This window comes from Afipia sp. Root123D2 (genome assembly GCF_001425835.1).
Classification (GTDB): domain Bacteria; phylum Pseudomonadota; class Alphaproteobacteria; order Rhizobiales; family Xanthobacteraceae; genus Afipia.
The window spans coordinates 287,433-307,561 of sequence record NZ_LMDP01000003.1 but is presented as its reverse complement, the minus strand read 5'-3'; the positions used below and the strand labels follow the sequence as shown (position 1 = coordinate 307,561).

The 20,129-nt window shown below is 63.0% G+C and carries 14 protein-coding genes; 8 read left to right on the top strand and 6 right to left on the bottom strand.

Annotated features, from left to right (window positions below):
• The first annotated feature begins 49 nt into the window (after positions 1-49).
• Positions 50-760 carry a carbonic anhydrase family protein gene (locus ASC80_RS16660; RefSeq protein WP_082512642.1) on the top strand — a complete coding sequence of 237 codons (711 nt, stop codon included), beginning with the start codon at positions 50-52 and terminating at the stop codon, positions 758-760.
• Between the two features lie 126 nt (positions 761-886).
• Here the strand turns inward: ASC80_RS16660 and metH are convergent, their stop codons facing one another.
• A complete protein-coding gene (gene metH, locus ASC80_RS16655; protein ID WP_056299513.1) occupies positions 887-4,732 on the bottom strand; it encodes a methionine synthase in 3,846 nt (1,281 codons plus the stop codon).
• Positions 4,733-4,849: 117 nt separating this feature from the next.
• Positions 4,850-5,764 carry a methylenetetrahydrofolate reductase [NAD(P)H] gene (metF, locus tag ASC80_RS16650; protein WP_056299511.1) on the bottom strand — a complete coding sequence of 305 codons (915 nt, stop codon included), beginning with the start codon at positions 5,762-5,764 and terminating at the stop codon, positions 4,850-4,852.
• 465 nt (positions 5,765-6,229) lie between these two features.
• On the opposite strand from metF, the gene ASC80_RS16645 reads away from it, so the two are divergent.
• Positions 6,230-7,249, top strand: coding sequence for an LLM class flavin-dependent oxidoreductase (locus ASC80_RS16645; RefSeq protein WP_056299510.1), 1,020 nt, complete (start codon positions 6,230-6,232; stop codon positions 7,247-7,249).
• Between the two features lie 149 nt (positions 7,250-7,398).
• On the opposite strand, the gene ASC80_RS16640 is transcribed toward ASC80_RS16645, so the two are convergent.
• A complete protein-coding gene (locus tag ASC80_RS16640; RefSeq protein WP_056300872.1) occupies positions 7,399-8,262 on the bottom strand; it encodes a prephenate dehydratase in 864 nt (287 codons plus the stop codon).
• Between the two features lie 5 nt (positions 8,263-8,267).
• Positions 8,268-9,017: a 3-deoxy-manno-octulosonate cytidylyltransferase gene (locus ASC80_RS16635; protein ID WP_056299508.1), complete on the bottom strand. Its 750-nt coding sequence runs from the start codon at positions 9,015-9,017 to the stop codon at positions 8,268-8,270.
• 220 nt (positions 9,018-9,237) lie between these two features.
• Between ASC80_RS16635 and ASC80_RS16630 the strand changes: the two genes are divergently transcribed.
• The 6 genes from ASC80_RS16630 to ASC80_RS16605 all read left to right on the top strand — a co-directional run bounded on the left by ASC80_RS16630 (position 9,238) and on the right by ASC80_RS16605 (position 17,707).
• Entirely contained in the window at positions 9,238-9,780 is a 543-nt protein-coding gene (locus ASC80_RS16630) for a c-type cytochrome (protein ID WP_056300869.1), read from the top strand.
• A gap of 226 nt (positions 9,781-10,006) precedes the next feature.
• The gene (locus ASC80_RS16625; RefSeq protein WP_056299505.1) at positions 10,007-11,902 is read left to right on the top strand and encodes an extracellular solute-binding protein; all 1,896 of its coding nucleotides are present in this window, start codon (positions 10,007-10,009) and stop codon (positions 11,900-11,902) included.
• A complete protein-coding gene (locus tag ASC80_RS16620) occupies positions 11,899-13,776 on the top strand; it encodes an extracellular solute-binding protein (RefSeq protein ID WP_056299503.1) in 1,878 nt (625 codons plus the stop codon). Before ASC80_RS16625 ends, ASC80_RS16620 begins: the two co-directional genes overlap by 4 nt.
• Positions 13,777-14,886 (top strand): microcin C ABC transporter permease YejB, encoded by a 1,110-nt coding sequence (locus tag ASC80_RS16615; RefSeq protein ID WP_056299500.1) that lies wholly within the window; start codon positions 13,777-13,779, stop codon positions 14,884-14,886.
• Positions 14,883-16,061, top strand: coding sequence for an ABC transporter permease (locus ASC80_RS16610; protein ID WP_056299498.1), 1,179 nt, complete (start codon positions 14,883-14,885; stop codon positions 16,059-16,061). Before ASC80_RS16615 ends, ASC80_RS16610 begins: the two co-directional genes overlap by 4 nt.
• Before the next feature lie 5 nt (positions 16,062-16,066).
• Entirely contained in the window at positions 16,067-17,707 is a 1,641-nt protein-coding gene (locus ASC80_RS16605; protein WP_056299495.1) for an ABC transporter ATP-binding protein, read from the top strand.
• Positions 17,708-17,832: 125 nt separating this feature from the next.
• Here ASC80_RS16605 and ASC80_RS16600 read toward each other — a convergent pair whose 3' ends face one another.
• Positions 17,833-18,684, bottom strand: coding sequence for a C40 family peptidase (locus tag ASC80_RS16600; protein ID WP_056299493.1), 852 nt, complete (start codon positions 18,682-18,684; stop codon positions 17,833-17,835).
• Positions 18,677-20,056, bottom strand: coding sequence for a leucyl aminopeptidase family protein (locus ASC80_RS16595; RefSeq protein ID WP_056299489.1), 1,380 nt, complete (start codon positions 20,054-20,056; stop codon positions 18,677-18,679). Before ASC80_RS16595 ends, ASC80_RS16600 begins: the two co-directional genes overlap by 8 nt.
• Between the last annotated feature and the right edge of the window lie 73 nt (positions 20,057-20,129).

Genomic DNA, 20,129 nt, shown 5'->3' with positions numbered 1-20,129 from the left:
CCGCGCGGCACGGCCGTCGCATCATTGATTACCGGCAGGAGCACCGCCCATGTACAGCCGCCGCGCATTCTGCAGTTGCGCCTCGCTCGCCCTCGTCTCGTCTTTCGCGGCATCACGTGTGCACGCCGCCGACGCCGCCTGCGCGGTTCTGACCCGCGACAGCCAGCGCGCCATCACTCCGGACGCCGCGATTGCGCGCCTCAAGGCTGGCAACGATCGTTTCACCAGCGGCAAAACCATCAATTGCGATCTGACGGCGCAAGTGCGGGAAACGTCAAAATCGCAGGCGCCGTTCGCGGCCATCGTCGGCTGCATCGATTCCCGGGTGCCGCCCGAGCTGGTGTTCGACCAGCGGATCGGCGATATTTTCTGTGCGCGCGTGGCCGGGAATTTCGTCAACACCGACATCATCGGTAGTCTGGAATTCGCCGCCAAACTGTCCGGTGCGCGGGCGATCGTGGTGCTCGGTCACAACGATTGCGGCGCGATCAAGGGAGCCGTCGATGGCGCCAAGCTCGGCAATCTCACGGCGACGCTCGCCAATATCACGCCTGCCGTGACGGCAACCAAAGCGACCGGCGAACGATCGTCGAAGAATGCGAATTTTGTCCAGGCCGTCGCGGAGACCAATGTGAAGCTGACCGTCGCGGCGCTGACGTCGAGAAGCAAGGTCCTGAAAGATCTCGTCGCCGCCGGACAGCTGCGTATCGCGGGTGCGATGCACGACCTGTCCACCGGCCGCATCAGCTTCCTCGGATAGGGCGCGCGCATCTGGCGCAAAACGAGATCAGTCATTGCCGGGCTTGACCCGGCAATCCATCGGCACATTTGAAGCGGCGGCTGGACAAACCCTCCGGCCACCGCTTCTATTCTGGATGCGTGGTCTTTACGAGCCCGCCTGCGCCGCTTTCTTGCGATACTGCAGATGGAAGGCGCAGCTGCATCCCACAGGATGCGACGACACGTCCTCGTTCGCGGGCGCTGCCGCCGGGGGCGGATTCGAGTTCGCTGACGGAATGTAGTTCAGCACCGGCGCCAGCCAGCGTTCGACTTCGGCAAGCGCCACGCCCTTGCGCGCGGCGTAGTCTTCCATCTGGTCGCGCTCGACCTTGCCGACGCCGAAATATTCGCTCTGCGGATGGCTGTAATAAATGCCTGATACCGAGGAGCCCGGCCACATCGCCAGACTCTCGGTCAGCGTCACGCCGGCATTGCGCTCGGCATCGAGCAGCCGGAAGATCGTGGTCTTCTCGGTGTGGTCGGGCTGGGCCGGATAACCCGGCGCCGGGCGGATGCCTTGATATTTTTCTAGGATCAGGTCTTCGGCGCAGATGTTTTCGTCCGGCGCGTAGCCCCACAGCTCCTTGCGGACGCGCTCGTGCATCCGTTCGGCGAAGGCCTCGGCCAGCCGGTCCGCCAGCGCCTTCACGATGATCGAGGAGTAATCGTCGTTGGCATTCTTGAAGCGCATGGTGATGGCTTCTTCGCCGATCCCGGCCGTGACCACGAATGCACCGATGTAATCCGGCACGCCACTGCTCTGCGGCGCGATGAAGTCCGACAGCGCGAGGTTATGGCGGCCTTCGCGCTTCTCGAGTTGCTGGCGCAGCGTGTGCAGCGTGGCGACCGGAGTTTTGCGGGCTTCGTCGCTGTAGAGCACGACATCGTCGCCGGCCGCATTCGCCGGCCAGAAGCCGACGGTGGCGTTGGCGGTGAACCAGTTCTCGGCGATGATCCGGTCGAGCATCTTGCGGGCGTCGTCATAGAGCGACTGCGCGACATCGCCGACCTTCGGGTCTTTGAGAATCGCGGGGAAACGTCCCGACAGTTCCCACGCCTGAAAGAACGGCGTCCAGTCGATGTACTCGGCCAGTTCCGCCAGCGGATAATTGCTGAACGTCTTGACGCCGAGGAAGGACGGCTTCTTCGGCGTTGTCTTCGACCAGTCGATCTTCAGGCCGTTGGCGCGTGCTGCCGCAAGCGTCTGGCGCTTCTTGTTCTGCTGCGCCTTGAAGTGCGCATCCGAGATCTTGGTGTATTCGGTGCGCAGATCGCGGACGAAGCCGTCGCGCTTGTCGGCGGACAGCAGCGAGGAGGCGACGCCGACGGCACGGCTGGCATCGTTGACATGCACCACGGGGCCGCGCCGGTAGCGCGGATCGATCTTCACCGCCGTATGCACGCGGCTGGTGGTGGCTCCGCCGATCATCAGCGGAATGTCGAACTCCTGCCGCTCGAGTTCGGAGGCCACGAATGCCATCTCATCCAGCGACGGCGTGATCAGGCCCGACAGGCCGATGATGTCGGCGCCTTCGGCCTTCGCGGTCTCGATGATCCTGGCGGCGGGCACCATGACGCCGAGATCGATGACCTCGAAATTGTTGCACTGGAGCACGATGCCCACAATATTCTTCCCGATGTCGTGGACGTCGCCCTTCACCGTCGCCATCACGATCTTGCCGGCCGAGTTGCGGCCGTCGCCGGCGATGCCGGCGGCCTTGTTGCGGCGCTTCTCCTCTTCCATGAACGGCATCAGATAGGCGACCGCCTGCTTCATCACGCGCGCGGACTTCACCACCTGCGGCAGGAACATCTTGCCGGAGCCGAACAAGTCGCCGACCACGTTCATGCCATCCATCAGCGGGCCTTCGATCACCGACAGCGGACGGTCGAGTGCCTGACGCGCCTCCTCGGTGTCGGTTTCGATGTATTCGGTGATGCCGCTGACCAGCGCATGGCTCAGCCGCTTCTCCACCGGCCATTCGCGCCAGGCGAGATCCTGCTCCTTGGTCTGCTTTTCCTGGCCACGGAACTTTTCCGCCAGCGCCAGCAGCCGTTCCGGCGCGGCGGGGTCGCGGTTGAGGATGACGTCCTCGCAGACTTCGCGCAGCTCGGGATCGATGTCGTCATAGACGATCATCTGCCCGGCATTGACGATGCCCATATCCATGCCGGCCTTGATGGCATGATACAGGAACACTGAATGCATCGCCTCGCGCACCGGCTCGTTTCCGCGGAACGAGAACGACAGGTTAGAGACGCCGCCGGAGATGTGCGCGTGCGGAAGGTTCTGCCGGATCCAGCGGGTCGCCTCGATGAAATCGACGCCGTAGTTGTTGTGTTCTTCGAGGCCGGTGGCGATCGCGAAAATATTCGGATCGAAGATGATGTCCTGCGGCGGGAAATTGAGCCGGTTAACCAGAAGGTCGTAGGCGCGCTTGCAGATTTCGGTCTTGCGCTCGAAGGTGTCGGCCTGGCCGACTTCGTCGAACGCCATCACCACCACGGCGGCGCCATGGCGGCGCGCGATCGTGGCTTCGTGCAGAAATTTTTCTTCGCCTTCCTTCATCGAGATCGAGTTGACGATCGGCTTGCCCTGAACGCATTTCAGGCCGGCCTCGATCACGTCGAACTTCGACGAGTCGATCATGATCGGCACCTTGGCGATATCCGGCTCGGAGGCGATCAGATTCAGGAAGTCGATCATCGCCTGTTTCGAATCCAGCAGGCCTTCGTCCATGTTGACGTCGATGACCTGCGCGCCGTTCTCGACCTGGTCGCGCGCCACTTGCAGCGCGGCGGCGTAGTCCGAATTCTTGATCAGCTTGCGGAAGCGCGCCGAGCCGGTGACGTTGGTGCGCTCACCGACGTTCACGAACGGGATCGCCGGCGTCAGTTCGAACGGTTCGAGGCCCGACAGCCGCAGCCGTGGTTCGATCTCCGGCACGATGCGCGGCTTGTGCGGCGCGACGGCGGCGGCGATGGCTCCGATATGATCCGGCGTGGTGCCGCAGCAGCCGCCGACCACATTGACGAGGCCGGCTTGCGCGAACTCGCCGATCAGGCGCGCCATGTATTCCGGGCTTTCGTCGTACTGGCCGAATTCGTTCGGCAGGCCGGCGTTGGGATAGGCGCAGACCAGCGCATCGGCGACGCGGCCGATATCGGCGATATGCGCGCGCAGGTCTTCGGCGCCGAGCGCGCAGTTGAAGCCGATGGTCAACGGCGTGGCGTGCTGGACCGAATTCCAGAACGCCTCCGGCAACTGGCCGGACAACAGGCGTCCGGATTTGTCGGTGATGGTGCCGGAGATCATCACCGGCACATCGATGCCGCGCGCCTCGCCGATTTCGGCGATGGCGTAGAGCGCGGCCTTGGCGTTCAATGTGTCGAAAATGGTTTCGACCAGCAGCAGGTCAGCTCCGCCGTCGAGCAGGCCGTTGATCTGCTCGCTGTAGGCGAGGCGCAGATCGTCGAAGGTCACGGCGCGGTAGCCGGGATTGGCGACGTCCGGCGAGATCGACGCGGTGCGGTTGGTCGGGCCGAGGGCGCCTGCGACGAAACGCGGCTTGCCGTCTTCGGCCTCGGCGCGCACGGCGGCGTTGCGCGCCAGCTTCGCGCCTTCGAGATTCAGTTCATAGGCAAGGTTCGACAGGTCGTAATCGGCCTGCGCGATCGAGGTCGACGAGAAGGTGTTGGTGGCGACGATGTCGGCGCCCGCCTTCAGGTAGGCGTGATGGATGTCCTCAATCGCTTGCGGCTGGGTGAGGATCAACAGGTCATTGTTGCCGCGCAGGTCGCGATTGAAATCCTTGAAGCGTTCGCCACGGAACGCCGCCTCGTCGTATTCGAGGGCCTGGATCATGGTGCCCATCGCGCCGTCGAGCACGAGAATCTTGTCGCGTGCGAGCGCGCGGAATTTTTCGGCGATGGGATTCGCTTTGTTCGTCACAACGTCACCTAACCTCTCAACGTCATGCCCGGCCTTGTGCCGGGCATCCACGTCTTGTCTTGCATCTATCAAAGGCGTGGATGGCCGGGACGAGCCCGGCCATGAGGGCAATGAACGTCACGCGGCTTTCCGCGCACCGTTCGGGCGAAGGCCGAGCAGGTGGCTGATCGCGAATACGAGATCCGCGCGGTTCATCGTGTAGAAATGGAAATTCTCGACGCCGTGCTTGGCGAGTTTCTGGACCTGACCGGCGGCCACGGTCGCGGCAACCAGCTTGCGGGTCTCGGCGTCGTCATCGAGGCCGTCGAACTTCGCCGCCAGCCAGTCGGGCAGGCTCGCGCCCGCGCGCTGGGCGAAGCTGCGCGCCTGCTTGAAGTTCTGCACCGGCAGGATGCCCGGCACGATCGGAATGGTGATGCCCGCCGCGCGCACGCGGTCGAGGTAGCGGAAATAGAGATCGTTATCGAAGAAGAACTGGGTGATGGCGCGGGTCGCCCCGGCATCGACCTTGGCCTTCAGCCCGTCGATGTCGGCGTCGAAGTCGCGGCTTTCCGGATGTTTCTCGGGATAGGCCGACACGGTGACTTCGATGTCGGGATGACGGCGCCTGATCGCGGCAACGAGATCGGCCGAACTCTGGTAGCCCTCGGGGTGGGCGGCATAGGTGGCGCCGATCCCGCTCGACGGGTCGCCGCGCAGCGCCACGATATGGCGCACGCCGACCTCGTGATAGCGATCGACCACCTCGTCGACCGACGCACGCGTCGCATCAACGCAGGTGAGATGGGCGGCCGGGGTCAGCGACGTTTCGCCGAGGATGCGGGTGATGGTGGAGTGGGTCCGCTCGCGGGTCGAGCCGCCTGCGCCGTAGGTGACGGAGACGAAATTCGGCGACAGCGGCGCGAGGCGGTTGATCACCTCCCACAGGCTGCGCTCCATTTCTTCCGTCTTCGGCGGGAAGAACTCGAACGAGATGGCGGGGAGTCTTGACGCCCGCGATCCGGTGCGGGCCTGGGCCGAGGTCTCACTCATGACGCTTGCAAACTCCACACGGACAATCCGGAAGGGGATCGGTGCCTGACAGCCGTTCCCGATGGCGGGTCGGCGGGCGGCACCCTTGGCGACGTAAAATAGGGGAAGCGCGGCCCTTTCAACAGCCCACGATCCACGAGATTGCTATGGGAAATTGCCCACTCTCGTTATTCAGAAGCTAAAATATCCTTTTGCTTACGGCGAGTGGGCAGATGAATTTTTCGCAGAGCCGACATTAATATATTGAAATTGTTGTATTATTTAAATTCCCAGGCTGATGGGAAAAGCGCGAGTGATGGAAAGGGTGATATTTCAGCCCATTCTTCCGAAGCTGGCCCCCCCCGGTGGAGGTCATGCATGGCCGGCTTTGTATTCCGCGAATCCGCGCGCTCGGTTTTACCGTGGACGCGTTTTCTTGACGCAAACCGGTCTCCACTTTGCTCGAAAACGCTATAGCTTGGCGCCATGCTTCCTCTTTCAGTCCTCGACCTTTCGGTCGTCACCACCGGCACGCCCCCTTCGCAATCGCTGCGCAACAGCATCGATCTCGCGCGCCATGTCGATCGCCTCGGCTACACCCGCTACTGGCTTGCCGAGCATCACAGCCTGCCATCGGTGGCGAGCCCGTCGCCCGATATCATGATCGGCCAGATCGCGGCGGTCACCGAGCGCATCCATGTCGGCTCCGGCGGCGTGATGCTGCCGAACCACGCGCCGCTGATGGTGGCCGAACGCTACAAGATGCTGGAGGCGCTGTTTCCCGGCCGTATCGATCTCGGGCTCGGCCGCGCGCCGGGCACCGATCACGTCACGTCGCACGCGCTGCGTCGCCGGCTCGACGGCCGCGAGGGTGACGATTTCCTCGAGCGGCTGCACGAACTGACCTTGTGGGAGACCCGCGAGTTTCCTGACAATCATCCCTACAACAGCGTGCTGGCGATGCCGAACGACGCGCCGCTGCCGCCGATCTGGCTGCTCGGTTCGAGCGACTACAGCGCGCAGTTGTCGGCGGAGGTCGGCATGGGGTTTGCGTTCGCGCATCACTTCGCCTCGCATGACGCAGTCGAAGCGCTGACCTGGTACCGGAAGCATTTCAAGCCGTCGCGCTGGCGCGACAAGCCGCACGGCATCCTCGCGATTGCGGTTATCATGGCCGAGACGGACGAGGAGGCGGAGAGGCTGGCGTCGTCGGCCGATCTCAACCGTCTGCTGCGCGATCGCGGGCAATATTCCCCGCTGCCGAGCGTCGAGGACGCGCTGGCGTACCCTTACAGCGAGGCGGAGCGCGCGCATATCGCGCGCAACCGCTCACGGCTGTTCGTCGGCAGCCCGGCGACGGTGATGCAGAAGATATCGCCGCTGATTTCGGCGAGCGAGGCCGACGAGGTGATGGTGATCACTGCGGTCTACGATCACGATGCCCGTAAGCGGTCTTATGATTTGCTGGCGGATGCGTTCGGAGTCGCCGGCAAGAAAGCGGTTTGACAGGAAAGCGGCTTGAAAGGATGTCATGGCCGGGCTTGTCCCGGCCATCTCGCTTAGGGACGCACTATGCCCGCCTCAGCGGGATCATCGAGACAAGCCCGGTGACGACATCGAGAACAAGGAAGACACAGTGAGCAACAGAGAAAACCTCAGCGCCCGTTCTTCTCGGTGAACGCGACGCGGAAGGGATGCGCCGGATAGACGCCGACGATGCGCAGTTCTTTCGAGAAGAACTTCAGTTCCTCCAGCGCGTAAGTGAGGTTCTGGTCTTCGGGATGACCGTCGACATCGGCGAAAAACTGCGTCGCGAAGAAGTTGCCTTCAACCATGTAGCTTTCGAGCTTGGTCATGTTGACGCCGTTGGTGGCGAATCCGCCCATCGCCTTGTAAAGCGCGGCGGGCAGGTTGCGCACCCGGAAGACGAAGCTGGTCACCAGCGGGCCGGAGCCCTTGTCGGCCCATTTCGGCTCGCGGGCCAGCACCACGAAGCGCGTGGTGTTGTGGGTTTCGTCCTCGACGTCTTCGGCAAGGATATCGAGTCCGTAGATGTCGGCCGCGAGACGCGAGGCGATCGCGGCGCAGGTCTTGTCGCCACGCTCGGCCACGATACGCGCGGAGCCCGCGGTGTCGGCGGCGACGATCCCCTTGATGCCGAGCTTGCGGATGATGCGGCGGCACTGGCCGAGCGCGTGAACGTGGCTCTCGACAGTCTTGATGCCGTCGAGTGTTGCACCGCGCGGCGCCATCAATTGATGTCGGATCGGCAGAAACCATTCGCCAACAATGAACAGTCCCGATTGCGGCAATAGATGATGGATGTCGGCGACACGGCCGGCGACCGAATTCTCGATCGGGATCATGCCGAGATCGGCCTCGCCCGACGAGATCGCGGACAGCGCGTCCTCGAAGGTCGCGCAGGGCTTGGGCTCGGCGTCCGGAAAAGCTTCGACAATGGCGATGTGGGAGTTCGCGCCGGGTTCTCCCTGGAAGGCGATCTTCATTGTCTGGCTCACTCTGCTCATGGCTGTGTATGTCCCGCCAACGTCTGGCGCGCGGTTTCGAGGTCATGGGGCGTATCGACCCCGAGCGGCACCGAGTCAACAATGGCGACGTCGATCCGCATTCCCGCTTCCAGCGCGCGCAATTGTTCGAGCTTCTCGCGCTGCTCCAGCGGCGACGGCGGCAGGGCGATGAAGCGCTCAAGCGCCGCGCGGCGATAGGCGTACAGCCCGATATGATGGTAGCGCGGTCCGTCGCCGTACGGGGCGGTGGCGCGGGTGAAATAGAGGGCGCGCAACCGGGCCGGGCCGATCCCGGTGCCGACGACCTTCACCACGTTGGGATTGGCATGCTCCTCATCCTTGCGGATGACGGCGGCGAGGGTGGCGATGTCGACTGCGGAATCCTCCAGCGGCGAGAGCGCCGCCTGCAGGTCGCCCGGTTCGAGAGTGGGCAGATCGCCCTGCACGTTGATAACGGTATCGACGTGCCCTTCGGGATCGATCTGGGTCAGCGCCTCGAAAATCCGGTCCGATCCCGAGGGGTGATCGGCCCGGGTCATCACCGATTGACCGCCATGGGCGGTCACCGCGGCGGCGATTTCGGGAGCGTCGGTCGCCACCACCACCCGGCCGATTCGCGCTGCTTCCGCCCGGCGCAGGACATGGACGATCATCGGCAGGCCGGCGATGTCCAGCAAGGGCTTTCCGGGTAGCCGCGTCGCCGCCATGCGGGCGGGAATCAGGATCAATCGGGACTTCTCGGACATGGCGATCGAGGGCTCGCATAGCAAAAAGAGGGAGGAAATGCAGGGTGTTTTCCGGGGTGTTTTCAAGGAGTCGCGCGTTTATACGGGTTGCCAGAAGGCGGGCAAACCGTTATCTCCCAACCGCTGACCATGTGGCAGCGCACGCGTGATCCTTCATTGCGTTTTCGGCCTTTCCGCGGGCCTGAAATGCGACATTCCGGCCGGAGCCTGGGCGAAGAAAATGGACTCCTTCGAACTCAATAAAATCATGGGCGCCGTGCTCGGCACATGCCTGGTTCTTCTCATCACCAATTTCACCGCCAACGCGATTTTTGCACCGGCCAAGCTCGACAAGCCGGGCTTTGAGATCGCGGTCAAGGAAACCGCCACCGGCGGCGAAGCGGCCAAGGCCGCCGAGGTCGTGCCGATCGGCAAGCTGCTGCAGACCGCCTCGGTCGACAAGGGCGCTTCCGCTGCCAAGAAGTGCGCAGCCTGCCACACCTTCGAAAAGGGCGGGCCGAACAAGGTCGGTCCGAATCTCTATGATGTGGTCGGAGAGCCGCGCGGCGAAGGCCGCGGTTTCAACTTCTCGGCGGCCATGAAGGCCAAGACCGGCAAGTGGACCTACGAGGATCTCGACGCGTTCCTCAAGTCGCCGAAGGGCTTCGTCCCCGGCACCGCGATGGGCTTTGCCGGCATCAGCAAGGACAGCGAGCGCGCCGACGTGATCGCCTATCTGCGCAGCCTGTCGGAGCATCCGCAGCCGCTGCCTGCCGCTCAATAAGTGGGCGCGGCACGTTTTCCCGCTCCGGTTACTGGAATTTAATTCGAAAACGGCCAGGTTCGCCTGGCCGTTTTGCGTTGGCGGTTGTTATTGAAACAACAGGGCGTTTGGCCGCAAACGCGGCATCCGCCGGGCTGGTATCATATCCAAAAACCGACATAATCCCTCCAGACCGTGCTTCGGCGTTCCATTCTCCGGATTTTGAAACAGCAGCAGGAACTCAGGTTTGAACATTTCCCGACGGCACCTTCTTCAGAGCGGCGCGTTCGTCGCCGCATTTCCGCTTTTGAAGACAGCCGCGGACCTGCCGTTGAGCACCGCAGCCCATGCGCAGGCCGCAGCACCCGAGGCCGCATGGACCCACAGCCTGTCGCTGTTCGGCGACGTCAAGTATCCGGCGAATTTCAAGCGGTTCGATTACGTCAATCCGGATGCGCCGAAAGGCGGCGCGGTGCGCCGGATCGCGGTCGGCACCTTCGACAATTTCAATCCGGTGGTGTCCGGCGTCAAAGGTTCGCTTGGCGCGATCGGAGATATTTTCGAATCGCTGACAGTCTCCTCGCTCGACGAGGTCTCGACCCAATACGGCCTGCTGGCCGAGGCGATCAGCTATCCGGAAGACTATTCGTGGGTCACCTACCGGCTGCGCGCCGAAGCCAAATGGCACGACGGCAAACCGGTGACCGCAGACGACGTGATCTTTTCGCTCGATGCGCTCAAGACCTATCATCCGTTCTATTCGGCCTATTACCGCCATGTCGTGAAGGCGGAAAAGAACGGCGAGCGCGACATCAAGTTCACGTTCGATGCGCCGGGCAATCGCGAACTGCCGCAGATCGTCGGCCAGTTGATCGTGCTGCCGAAGCACTGGTGGCAAGGGACGGCTGCCAACGGTGAGAAACGCGATGTCAGCGCGACGACGCTGGAGCCGCCGCTCACCAGCGGTGCCTACAGGATCAAGAGCTTCGTGCCGGGCCGTTCGATCGTGCTGGAACGCGTCAAGGACTATTGGGGCCGCGACATCAACGTCAATGTCGGGCGCAACAATTTCGACGAACTGCGTTTCGAGTATTTCCGCGATTCGACGGTGGCGCTCGAAGCCTTCAAGGGCGATCAGGTCGACTGGCGCACCGAGAACAGCGCCAAGAACTGGGCGACGGCGTACGATTTCCCGGCGGTGACCGACAAGCGCGTGGTGCTGGAAGAATTTCCGAACCGCTCCTCGGGCATCATGCAGGCGTTCGCGATGAACATCCGCCGCGACAAGTTCAAGGATGCGCGCGTGCGCCACGCCCTGAACTACGCGTTCGATTTCGAGGAAATGAACAAGCAGATCTTCTTCGGCCAGTACACGCGCATTGCCAGCTATTTCGAAGGCACCGAACTTGCCTCGCGCGGACTGCCGTCCGGGCGCGAGCTTGAAATTCTCGAGACGGTGCGCGGTCAGGTGCCGGCGGAGGTGTTCACCACCGAGTACAAGAATCCTGTCGGCGGCAGCCCGGAGAACGTCCGCGGCAACCTGCGCGAGGCGATGAAGCTGCTCAAGGAGGCCGGCTACCAGGTCAAGGACCGCAAACTGGTCGGCAAGGACGGCGCGCCGTTCGAGATCGAAATGCTGACGCAGGATCCGAGCTTCGAGCGGGTGCTGCTGTTCTTCAAGCCGTCTCTGGAGCGGCTCGGCATCACGGTCGGCATCCGCACCGTCGATGCCGCGCAGTACGAGAACCGGCTGCGAAGCTGGGATTTCGATGTGGTCGTGAGTTCGTGGCCGGAGTCGCTGTCGCCGGGCAACGAGCAGCGCGAATTCTGGGGATCGCAGGCGGCCGCCAAGGCCGGCTCGCGAAACGTCGTCGGCATCGCCGATCCGGCGATCGACAAGCTGATCGAACGCGTGATTTTCACCAAGGACCGCGACGATCTCGTCGCCGCCACCAAGGCGCTCGATCGTGTGCTGCTGTGGCATCACTTCGTCGTGCCGCAGTGGACCTATGGCAAGATTCGCACGGCACGCTGGGATCGCTTCGGCCATCCCGACGAGATGCCGAAATACGGCATGTCGGCCTTTCCGGACATCTGGTGGTTCGACAAGGCGAAAGCCGACAAGATCGGAAAACGTTCTTGACCGCACTGACACGTCGCCACGTTCTGGTCATCGGAAGTGCCGCCGCAGCCGCAGGCTGGGCGCGCGCCGTTCCCGCAATTGCGGCGGGCGGCGAATCCCAAAACGAATCCCATGGCATGTCGGCGTTCGGCGACCTGAAATATTCCGCAGGTTTCCAGCGCTTTGACTATGTAAACATTGAAGCGCCCAAGGGCGGACTATTCTCGACGATTCCGTCGTCGCGCATGCTCAACCAGTCGTTCCAGACCTTCAATTCGCTGAACGCCTTCATCCTGAAGGGTGACGGTGCGGTGGGTGTGGAGCAGACCTTCACGACGCTGATGGCGCGTGCCGGCGACGAGCCGGATGCGATGTACGGCCTTGCCGCACAGGCGGTGACGATTTCTCCCGACGGTCTGACCTATCGATTCCGGATGCGGCCTGAAGCGCGTTTCCATGACGGCAGCAAGCTGACCGCGCAGGACGTCGCCTTCTCGCTGAACGTGCTCAAGGAAAAAGGTCACCCGATCGTCCGCCAGCAGATGCGCGATGTCATCAAGGCCGAGGCGCCGGATGACGCCACCGTGGTGGTGACGTTCGTCGAGAAGCGCGGCCGCGATGTGCCGCTTTACGTTGCGGGCTTGCCGGTCTTTTCCAGGGATTATTACAGCAAGCGCGCCTTCGACGAATCGACGCTCGATATTCCGCTCGGGTCGGGGCCGTACAAGGTCGGAAAGTTCGAAGCCGGCCGCTATATCGAATACGATCGCGTCAAGGACTGGTGGGGCAAGGATCTGCCGGTCAGCCGCGGCTCTTACAACTTTGATACCGTGCGCTATGAATTCTATCGCGATCGCGATGTGGCTTTCGAGGGCTTTACCGGACGCAATTATCTGTATCGCGAGGAATTCACGGCGCGGGTCTGGGCGACGCGCTACGATTTTCCGGCGGTGAAGGACGGCCGGGTCAAGCGCGAGATGCTGCCCGATGAATTGCCGTCCGGCGCGCAGGGCTGGTTCCTCAACATGCGTCGCGACCAGTTCAAGGATGTGCGCGTACGCGAAGCGTTGATCCAGGCGTTCGACTTCCAGTGGACCAACAAGACCATCATGTACGGCGCCTATGCGCGCACGGTGTCGCCGTTCCAGAACTCCGACCTGATGGCCGTCGGCAAGCCGTCGCCCGAGGAACTGAAACTGCTCGAGCCGTTCCGCGGCAAGGTGCCCGATGAAGTGTTCGGCGAGCCGTTTGTGCCGCCGGTGTCCGACGGTACCGGTCAGGATCGCAAGCTGTTGCGCAAGGCCGCTGAGCTTTTGCGCGAAGCGGGTTGCCCGATCAAGGACGGCAAGCGGTTTCTGCCGAACGGCAAGGAATTCAGGATTGAGTTCCTGAACTACGAGCCGTCGTTCCAGCCGCATCATGCGCCTTACATCAAGAATCTCGCCACGCTCGGCATCGGCGCCAATCTGCGCATCGTCGATCCGGTGCAGTATCGTGCGCGCATCGATGATTTCGATTTCGATATCGCCATCGAACGCTTCACCATGTCGTCGACGCCGGGCGACGGGCTGCGCACCTTCTTCTCTTCGCAGGCCGCCGCCATCAAGGGGTCGCAGAATCTCGCGGGCATTGCCGATCCGGTGCTCGATGCGCTGATCGAGCGGATCATCGCAGCCAATCATCGCGACGAATTGCGCATCGCCTGCCATGCCTTCGACCGGGTGTTTCGCGCCGGGCGCTATTGGGTGCCGCAGTGGTATCGCGACACTCACCCGATCGCTTACTGGGATGTTTTCAGCCATCCACCGAAGCTTCCGAAGTATTCCGGCGTCGGCGTGCCGGATCTGTGGTGGGCCGACCCGTTGAAGGCGTCGAACCCCGGACAGGCCAAGTAGATGGGCGCATATATCGCACGTCGCGTGCTGCTGATGATTCCGACGCTGCTCGGAATCCTGTTCATTTCATTTGTCGTGGTACAGTTTGCGCCGGGCGGTCCGGTCGAGCGGGTGATCGCGCAGCTTTCCGGCGCGGATACCGGCGCCAGTTCGCGGATTTCCGGTTCGTCCGGCGGCGACATGGGCGCGCAACGCCAGGTCGGGGCGTCGGCGGACGCGATGAATTCGAAATATCGTGGTGCGCAGGGTCTCGATCCGGATTTCATCAAGAGCCTTGAAAAACAGTTCGGCTTCGACAAGCCCGCGCCGGAACGCTTCGCGCTGATGGTGTGGAATTTCGCGCGGTTCGATTTCGGCAAGAGCTATTTCCGCGATGTCAGCGTGATCCAGCTCATCAAGGAAAAGTTGCCGGTGTCGATGTCGCTCGGCATCTGGATGACGCTGCTGACCTATCTGATTTCGATCCCGCTCGGCATCCGCAAGGCGATCCGCGACGGCTCGCGGTTCGATATCTGGACCTCGGGCATCATTATCATCGGCTTCGCGATTCCCGGCTTCCTGTTCGCGATCCTGCTGATCATCCTGTTCGCCGGCGGATCGTTCTACGACCTGTTCCCGTTGCGCGGGCTGACCTCGGATGGCTGGTCGCAATTCCCGTGGTACTGGAAGATCATCGATTATTTCTGGCACCTGACCTTGCCGCTGATTTCGATGGCGCTCGGCGCCTTCGCGACGATGACCTTGCTGACCAAGAATTCCTTCCTTGATGAAATTCGCAAACAGTATGTGATGACGGCGCGCGCCAAGGGCTGCACCGAGACGCAGGTGCTGTATGGCCACATTTTCCGCAACGCCATGCTGATCGTGATTGCGGGTTTCCCCAGTGCATTCATTCACGCGTTCTTCTCGGGCTCGCTCCTGATCGAAACCATTTTCTCGCTCGACGGACTCGGTCTGCTCGGCTTTGAGAGTGTGTTGAACCGCGACTACCCGGTGGTGTTCGGAACGCTGTTCATCTTCTCGCTGGTCGGTCTTGTGGTGAACCTGATATCGGATCTCGCCTATATGTGGGTCGATCCGCGTATCGATTTCGAGGCGCGCGAGGCATGACAACGACCGAGCCTCAGCCCGTTGAGACGACCGCGCTGTCGCCGCTCGGCGAAGCCGTGCCGCCGGCGCCGCATCGCTTCAGCCCGTCGCCGCTCAACCAGCGGCGCTGGCAGAATTTCAAATCGAACCGGCGCGGCTACTGGTCGTTCTGGATTTTCATGGTCCTGTTCATCGTCTCGCTATTCGCTGAACTGATCGCGAACGATCGGCCGTTCCTCATCAAGTATGACGGCAAGCTGTATTTCCCGGCGTTTGTGACCTATTCGGAGACGACGTTCGGCGGCGATTTTGAGACTGCGGCCGACTACCGCGATCCGTATCTGCAGAAGCTGATCGCGGACAAGGGCGGCACCGTGATCTGGCCGCTGATCCGCTATTCCTACGACACGCACAACCTCGACCTGCCGACGCCCGCGCCCTCGAAGCCGACATGGATGCTGACGGAAAAGGAATGTCAGTCCGTGGTTGAGAAGAAGGGGCTGAAAAGCTGCAGCGATCTCGAATACAACTGGCTCGGCACCGACGATCAGGGACGCGACGTCGTCGCGCGGCTGATCTATGGCTTCCGCATTTCCGTGCTGTTCGGTCTTGCGCTGACCATCGTCTCATCGGTGATCGGCATCGCGGCCGGCGGCATCCAGGGCTATTTCGGCGGCTGGGTCGATCTTGGTTTCCAACGCTTTATTGAAGTGTGGACAGCGATACCGTCGCTGTACCTGTTGCTGATTCTGTCTTCGGTGCTGGTGCCGGGCTTCTTTGTTCTGCTCGGCATTCTGCTGCTGTTCTCGTGGGTGTCGCTGGTCGGGCTGGTGCGCGCGGAATTCCTGCGCGGCCGCAATTTCGAATACATCACCGCCGCCCGCGCGCTCGGCGTCTCGAATCCGAAAATCATGATTCGCCATCTGCTGCCCAATGCGATGGTTGCGACCATGACCTTCCTGCCGTTCATCGTGTCGTCGTCGGTGATGACACTGACCGCGCTCGATTTTCTCGGCTTCGGTCTGCCGCCGGGCTCGCCGTCGCTCGGCGAAATGCTGTCGCAGGCCAAGGCCAACATTCAGGCGCCATGGCTCGGCCTGTCCGGATTCTTCTCGGTGGCGATCATGCTGTCGCTTCTGATTTTCATCGGCGAGGCCGTGCGCGATGCGTTCGACCCGCGCAAGACGTTCGGGTGAGGGCGATGGACGCGATCAGCCAACCTCTCCTTGACGTCCGCGATCTGTCGGTCGCGTTCCGCAGCGGCGGCAAGGTGTCCATTGCGGTGGACAAGATTTCGTTCTCGATCAATCGCGGCGAATGCGTTGCGCTGGTCGGCGAGTCCGGTTCGGGAAAATCCGTCAGCGCGCTGTCGGTGCTGAAGCTGCTGCCCTATCCGACGGCGAGCCATCCGTCCGGCAGCATCCGCTTCAAGGGGCGCGAACTGCTCGGTCTGTCCGAACGCGACATCCGCGAGGTGCGCGGCAACGACGTCTCGATCATTTTCCAGGAGCCGATGACGTCGCTCAATCCGCTGCACACCATCGAGGCGCAGATTGGCGAGGCGCTGCTGCTGCATAGCGGGATGCGCGGCAAGGCGGCGCGGGAGCGAACGCTGGAACTGCTGACGCAGGTCGGTATTCCCGAGCCTGAGACCCGGCTCGCCAGCTATCCGCATCAATTGTCCGGGGGGCAGCGCCAGCGCGTCATGATCGCGATGGCGCTCGCCAACGAGCCTGATTTGCTGATCGCCGACGAGCCGACCACGGCGCTGGACGTCACGGTGCAAGCGCAGATCCTGAAGCTGTTGTCCGATATCCGGTCGCGGCTCGGCATGAGCATGCTGTTCATCACCCACGATCTCGGCATCGTGCGGCGCATCGCCGATCGTGTCTGCGTCATGAACAACGGCAAGATCGTCGAGCACGGCCCGGTCGAGCACGTGTTTCAGGCGCCGGAGCATCCTTACACCAAGGCATTGCTGGCAGCCGAGCCGAAGCCCGATCCCGCGCCGCCCCGTCCCGATGAGCCGGTGGTGATGTCGTCGGACGATCTGAAGATCTGGTTTCCGATCAAGCGCGGATTGCTGCGCCGGACGGTGGGACACATCAAGGCGGTCGATGGCGTCAGCGTCGCCGTCCGCAGGGGCGAGACGCTGGGCGTTGTCGGCGAGTCGGGGTCGGGAAAAACCACTCTCGGTCTGGCGCTGCTGCGGCTGATTTCATCGGACGGGCCGATCGTTTTCCTCGGCAAGGATATTCAGGGCCTGCGCTTCAAGGAGATGCAGCCGTTCCGCCGCGACATGCAGATCGTGTTTCAGGATCCGTTCGGCGCGCTCTCGCCGCGCATGGCAGTGGGCGACATCATCGCCGAGGGCCTGAGCGTGCACCAGCCGCAGTTGTCGCGCAGCGAGCGCGACGCGCGTGTAGTAGCCGCGCTCAAGGATGTCGGGCTCGATCCGGAAACCCGCTTCCGCTATCCGCACGAATTTTCCGGCGGTCAGCGCCAGCGCATCAGCATCGCCCGCGCGGTGGTGCTGGAGCCGAGCTTCGTCGTGCTGGATGAGCCGACCAGCGCGCTCGACATGCTGCTGCAGGCGCAGATGGTGGATTTGCTGCGCGCCCTGCAACGCAAACGCGACCTCACTTACATGTTCATCTCGCACGATCTGCGCGTCGTCGCCTCGCTGGCGAGCCACCTGATCGTGATGCGTCACGGCAAGGTCGTCGAAAAGGGACCGGCGTCGGAATTGTTCGCCCACCCGAAGACCGATTACACCAAGGCGTTGTTCGCCGCCGCTTTCAACATCGAGGCGGCCGCGCCCTCGGTGGTGCCGGAGGGGTGAAGGCGCCAGCTCTATTTGTCTGGTCCTTCGACCGTCATGGCCGGACTTGTTCCGGCCATCCACGCCTTTCATGAGTCTCGTTCAGACGTAGATGCCCGGGACGAGCCCGGGGCATGACGATTGGCTTATGACGACACCAACCGCTTCACGCTGCTCACGGCGCTGCCTGCGGCCTTGATCCGCGCGATCGCGCCGGCGGTCGGCTCGATGGCCGTGGCCATATGGTGGGCATTGGCGTGGACGATGGTGTCGCCGTCGCGCGCGATTGCGACATGGCCTTTCCAGAAGATCAGGTCGCCGCGTTCCAGCCTGTCCCACTGCGCGGGCGGAATTGCCGTTCCCAGCGCGGCCTCCTGCATGTCGCTGTCGCGCGGCGCCGAAATGCCCGCCGCAGCCAGCGCGACCTGAACGAGACCCGAACAATCGATGCCGAGGCCGCTCTTGCCGCCCCACAGATAGGGCGTGCCGACGAAACGTTCCGCAACCGCAACGAAGTCGCTGTCGCGAACGTCGAGCGCGGCGATGTGCTGAAGCGGGAGAAAATGATTCTGGTTCGTGATCGCGAAAGTGCCGTCCTGCCTGACGATCTCGACGCGCGCGCCGAGCGGAAGGCTTTCAGCGGGCGGCAGTTTGATCGAGGGTCCGGGGAAGGCAAAGGTGCGTAACGCGACGACTTTGTGGGTGGGGTGGCTGCGCGGAGCGACCAGCGCGGAGTCCGGAAGCCAGCCGACATAGCCGTCGGATTGCAGCTGTCCCCACGCCCAGCCTTCGCCGTTGCGATCGTAGATCATGACGCGCTCGCCCTTGAGCGCTTCAGTATCGAGCGCGGCATCGTGAGACGGCGCACGCCGCACCGGCGCGATGGCGTCGATAACTTCGAACTCCGTGCCGTCGACGAAGCGTGTCGCCTCGACCTTGCCTTCAAGATGCTTCGCGGCGAGATCGGGCCGGGCCGGGGTCAGGCGCGGATCAGCCATAGCGTTCGCTCAGCAACTTGTAGATCGCGCGCGCGGCCTGACATTCGCCGCCCTCGGGGCGCGCAGGCTTGGCAGATGGGGTCCAGCCGTAAATATCGACATGCAGCCAGTTGGTGGTGGGTTCGACGAAGCGTTGCAGGAACAGCGCGCAGGTGATCGAGCCCGCGAATCCGCCGGACGGCGCGTTGTTGATGGTCGCAACCTTGGAATCGAGCCACGTGTCGTAGGGCGCCCACAGCGGCAGCCGCCACAGCGGATCGTTCTGCGCCTGCGCGTGGCGGGCGACATCGGCGGCGAGGGTGTCGTCGCGGGTGTAGAACGGCGGCAAGTCCGGGCCGAGCGCGACGCGCGCCGCGCCGGTCAGGGTGCCGAGATCGATCAGCAGATCGGGTTTGTCCTCGTCGGCGAGCGTCAGCGCGTCCGCCAGTACCAGCCGTCCTTCGGCATCGGTGTTGCCGATCTCCACGGTGATGCCCTTGCGCGACTTGAAGATGTCGAGCGGCCGGAAAGCGTTTCCGGCGACCGCATTCTCCATCGCCGGGATCAATACGCGCAACCGGACCTTCAGCTTCGCGTCCATGATCATCTGCGCCAGCGCGAGTACGTTGGCGGCGCCGCCCATGTCCTTCTTCATGATCAGCATGCCGCTCGACGGCTTGAGATCGAGACCGCCGGTATCGAAGCAGACGCCCTTGCCGACCAGCGTGATTTTCGGATGAGACGTATCGCCCCACGTGAAGTCGATCAGCCGCGGCGCGCGGGTCGAGGCCATGCCCACGGCGTGGATCAGCGGAAAGTTCTCGCGCACGAGATCGTCACCGACGATGCAGCGGTAGCTCGCGCCGAAACGGGCCGCGAGGTTCTGTGCGGCCTGCGCGAGTTCGTCCGGCCCCATGTCGTTCGACGGCGTGTTGATCAGATCGCGCGCCAGCGCCGCAGCTTCGGCCATGCGCGAGATATCGTCGATATCGACACCGTCCGGTGCCGCGAGGCGCGCTTCCGGTTTGTCGTTCTTGCGGTAGCGGTCAAAACGGTAGCTGCCGAGTGCGAAAGCCAGTGCCGCCAGCGGCGTGTCATGCGGTGCGTTGGCGAAGCGGTAGGTGCCGGGCGGCAGCAGGTTCGGCAACTGGCCGGGCCGGAACCGGTCGTGATACGCGCCGGCATCGGCTTCGAGGCCGAACAGCACATGCCCGAGGCTGCCGTCGGCCGCCGGCAGGGTCAGATACTGGCCGGGCTTGGCGGTGAACGCATTGGCCTTGGCGAATTGCCGGGCGCTGTCGGGCAGCGTCGCGCTGACGGCGTCCCATGTGGATTTGGTGGCGAAGGTGACGGGGATGGCGGTGGCGGACGAGGGCGTGAAAGCGGAATGCATGGGGTCTCGGGCAGGCTGGAGCTGTGTGGAATCGAGGCGGGTGATGGCGACTATAGCAGGTCGGCTGTCATCT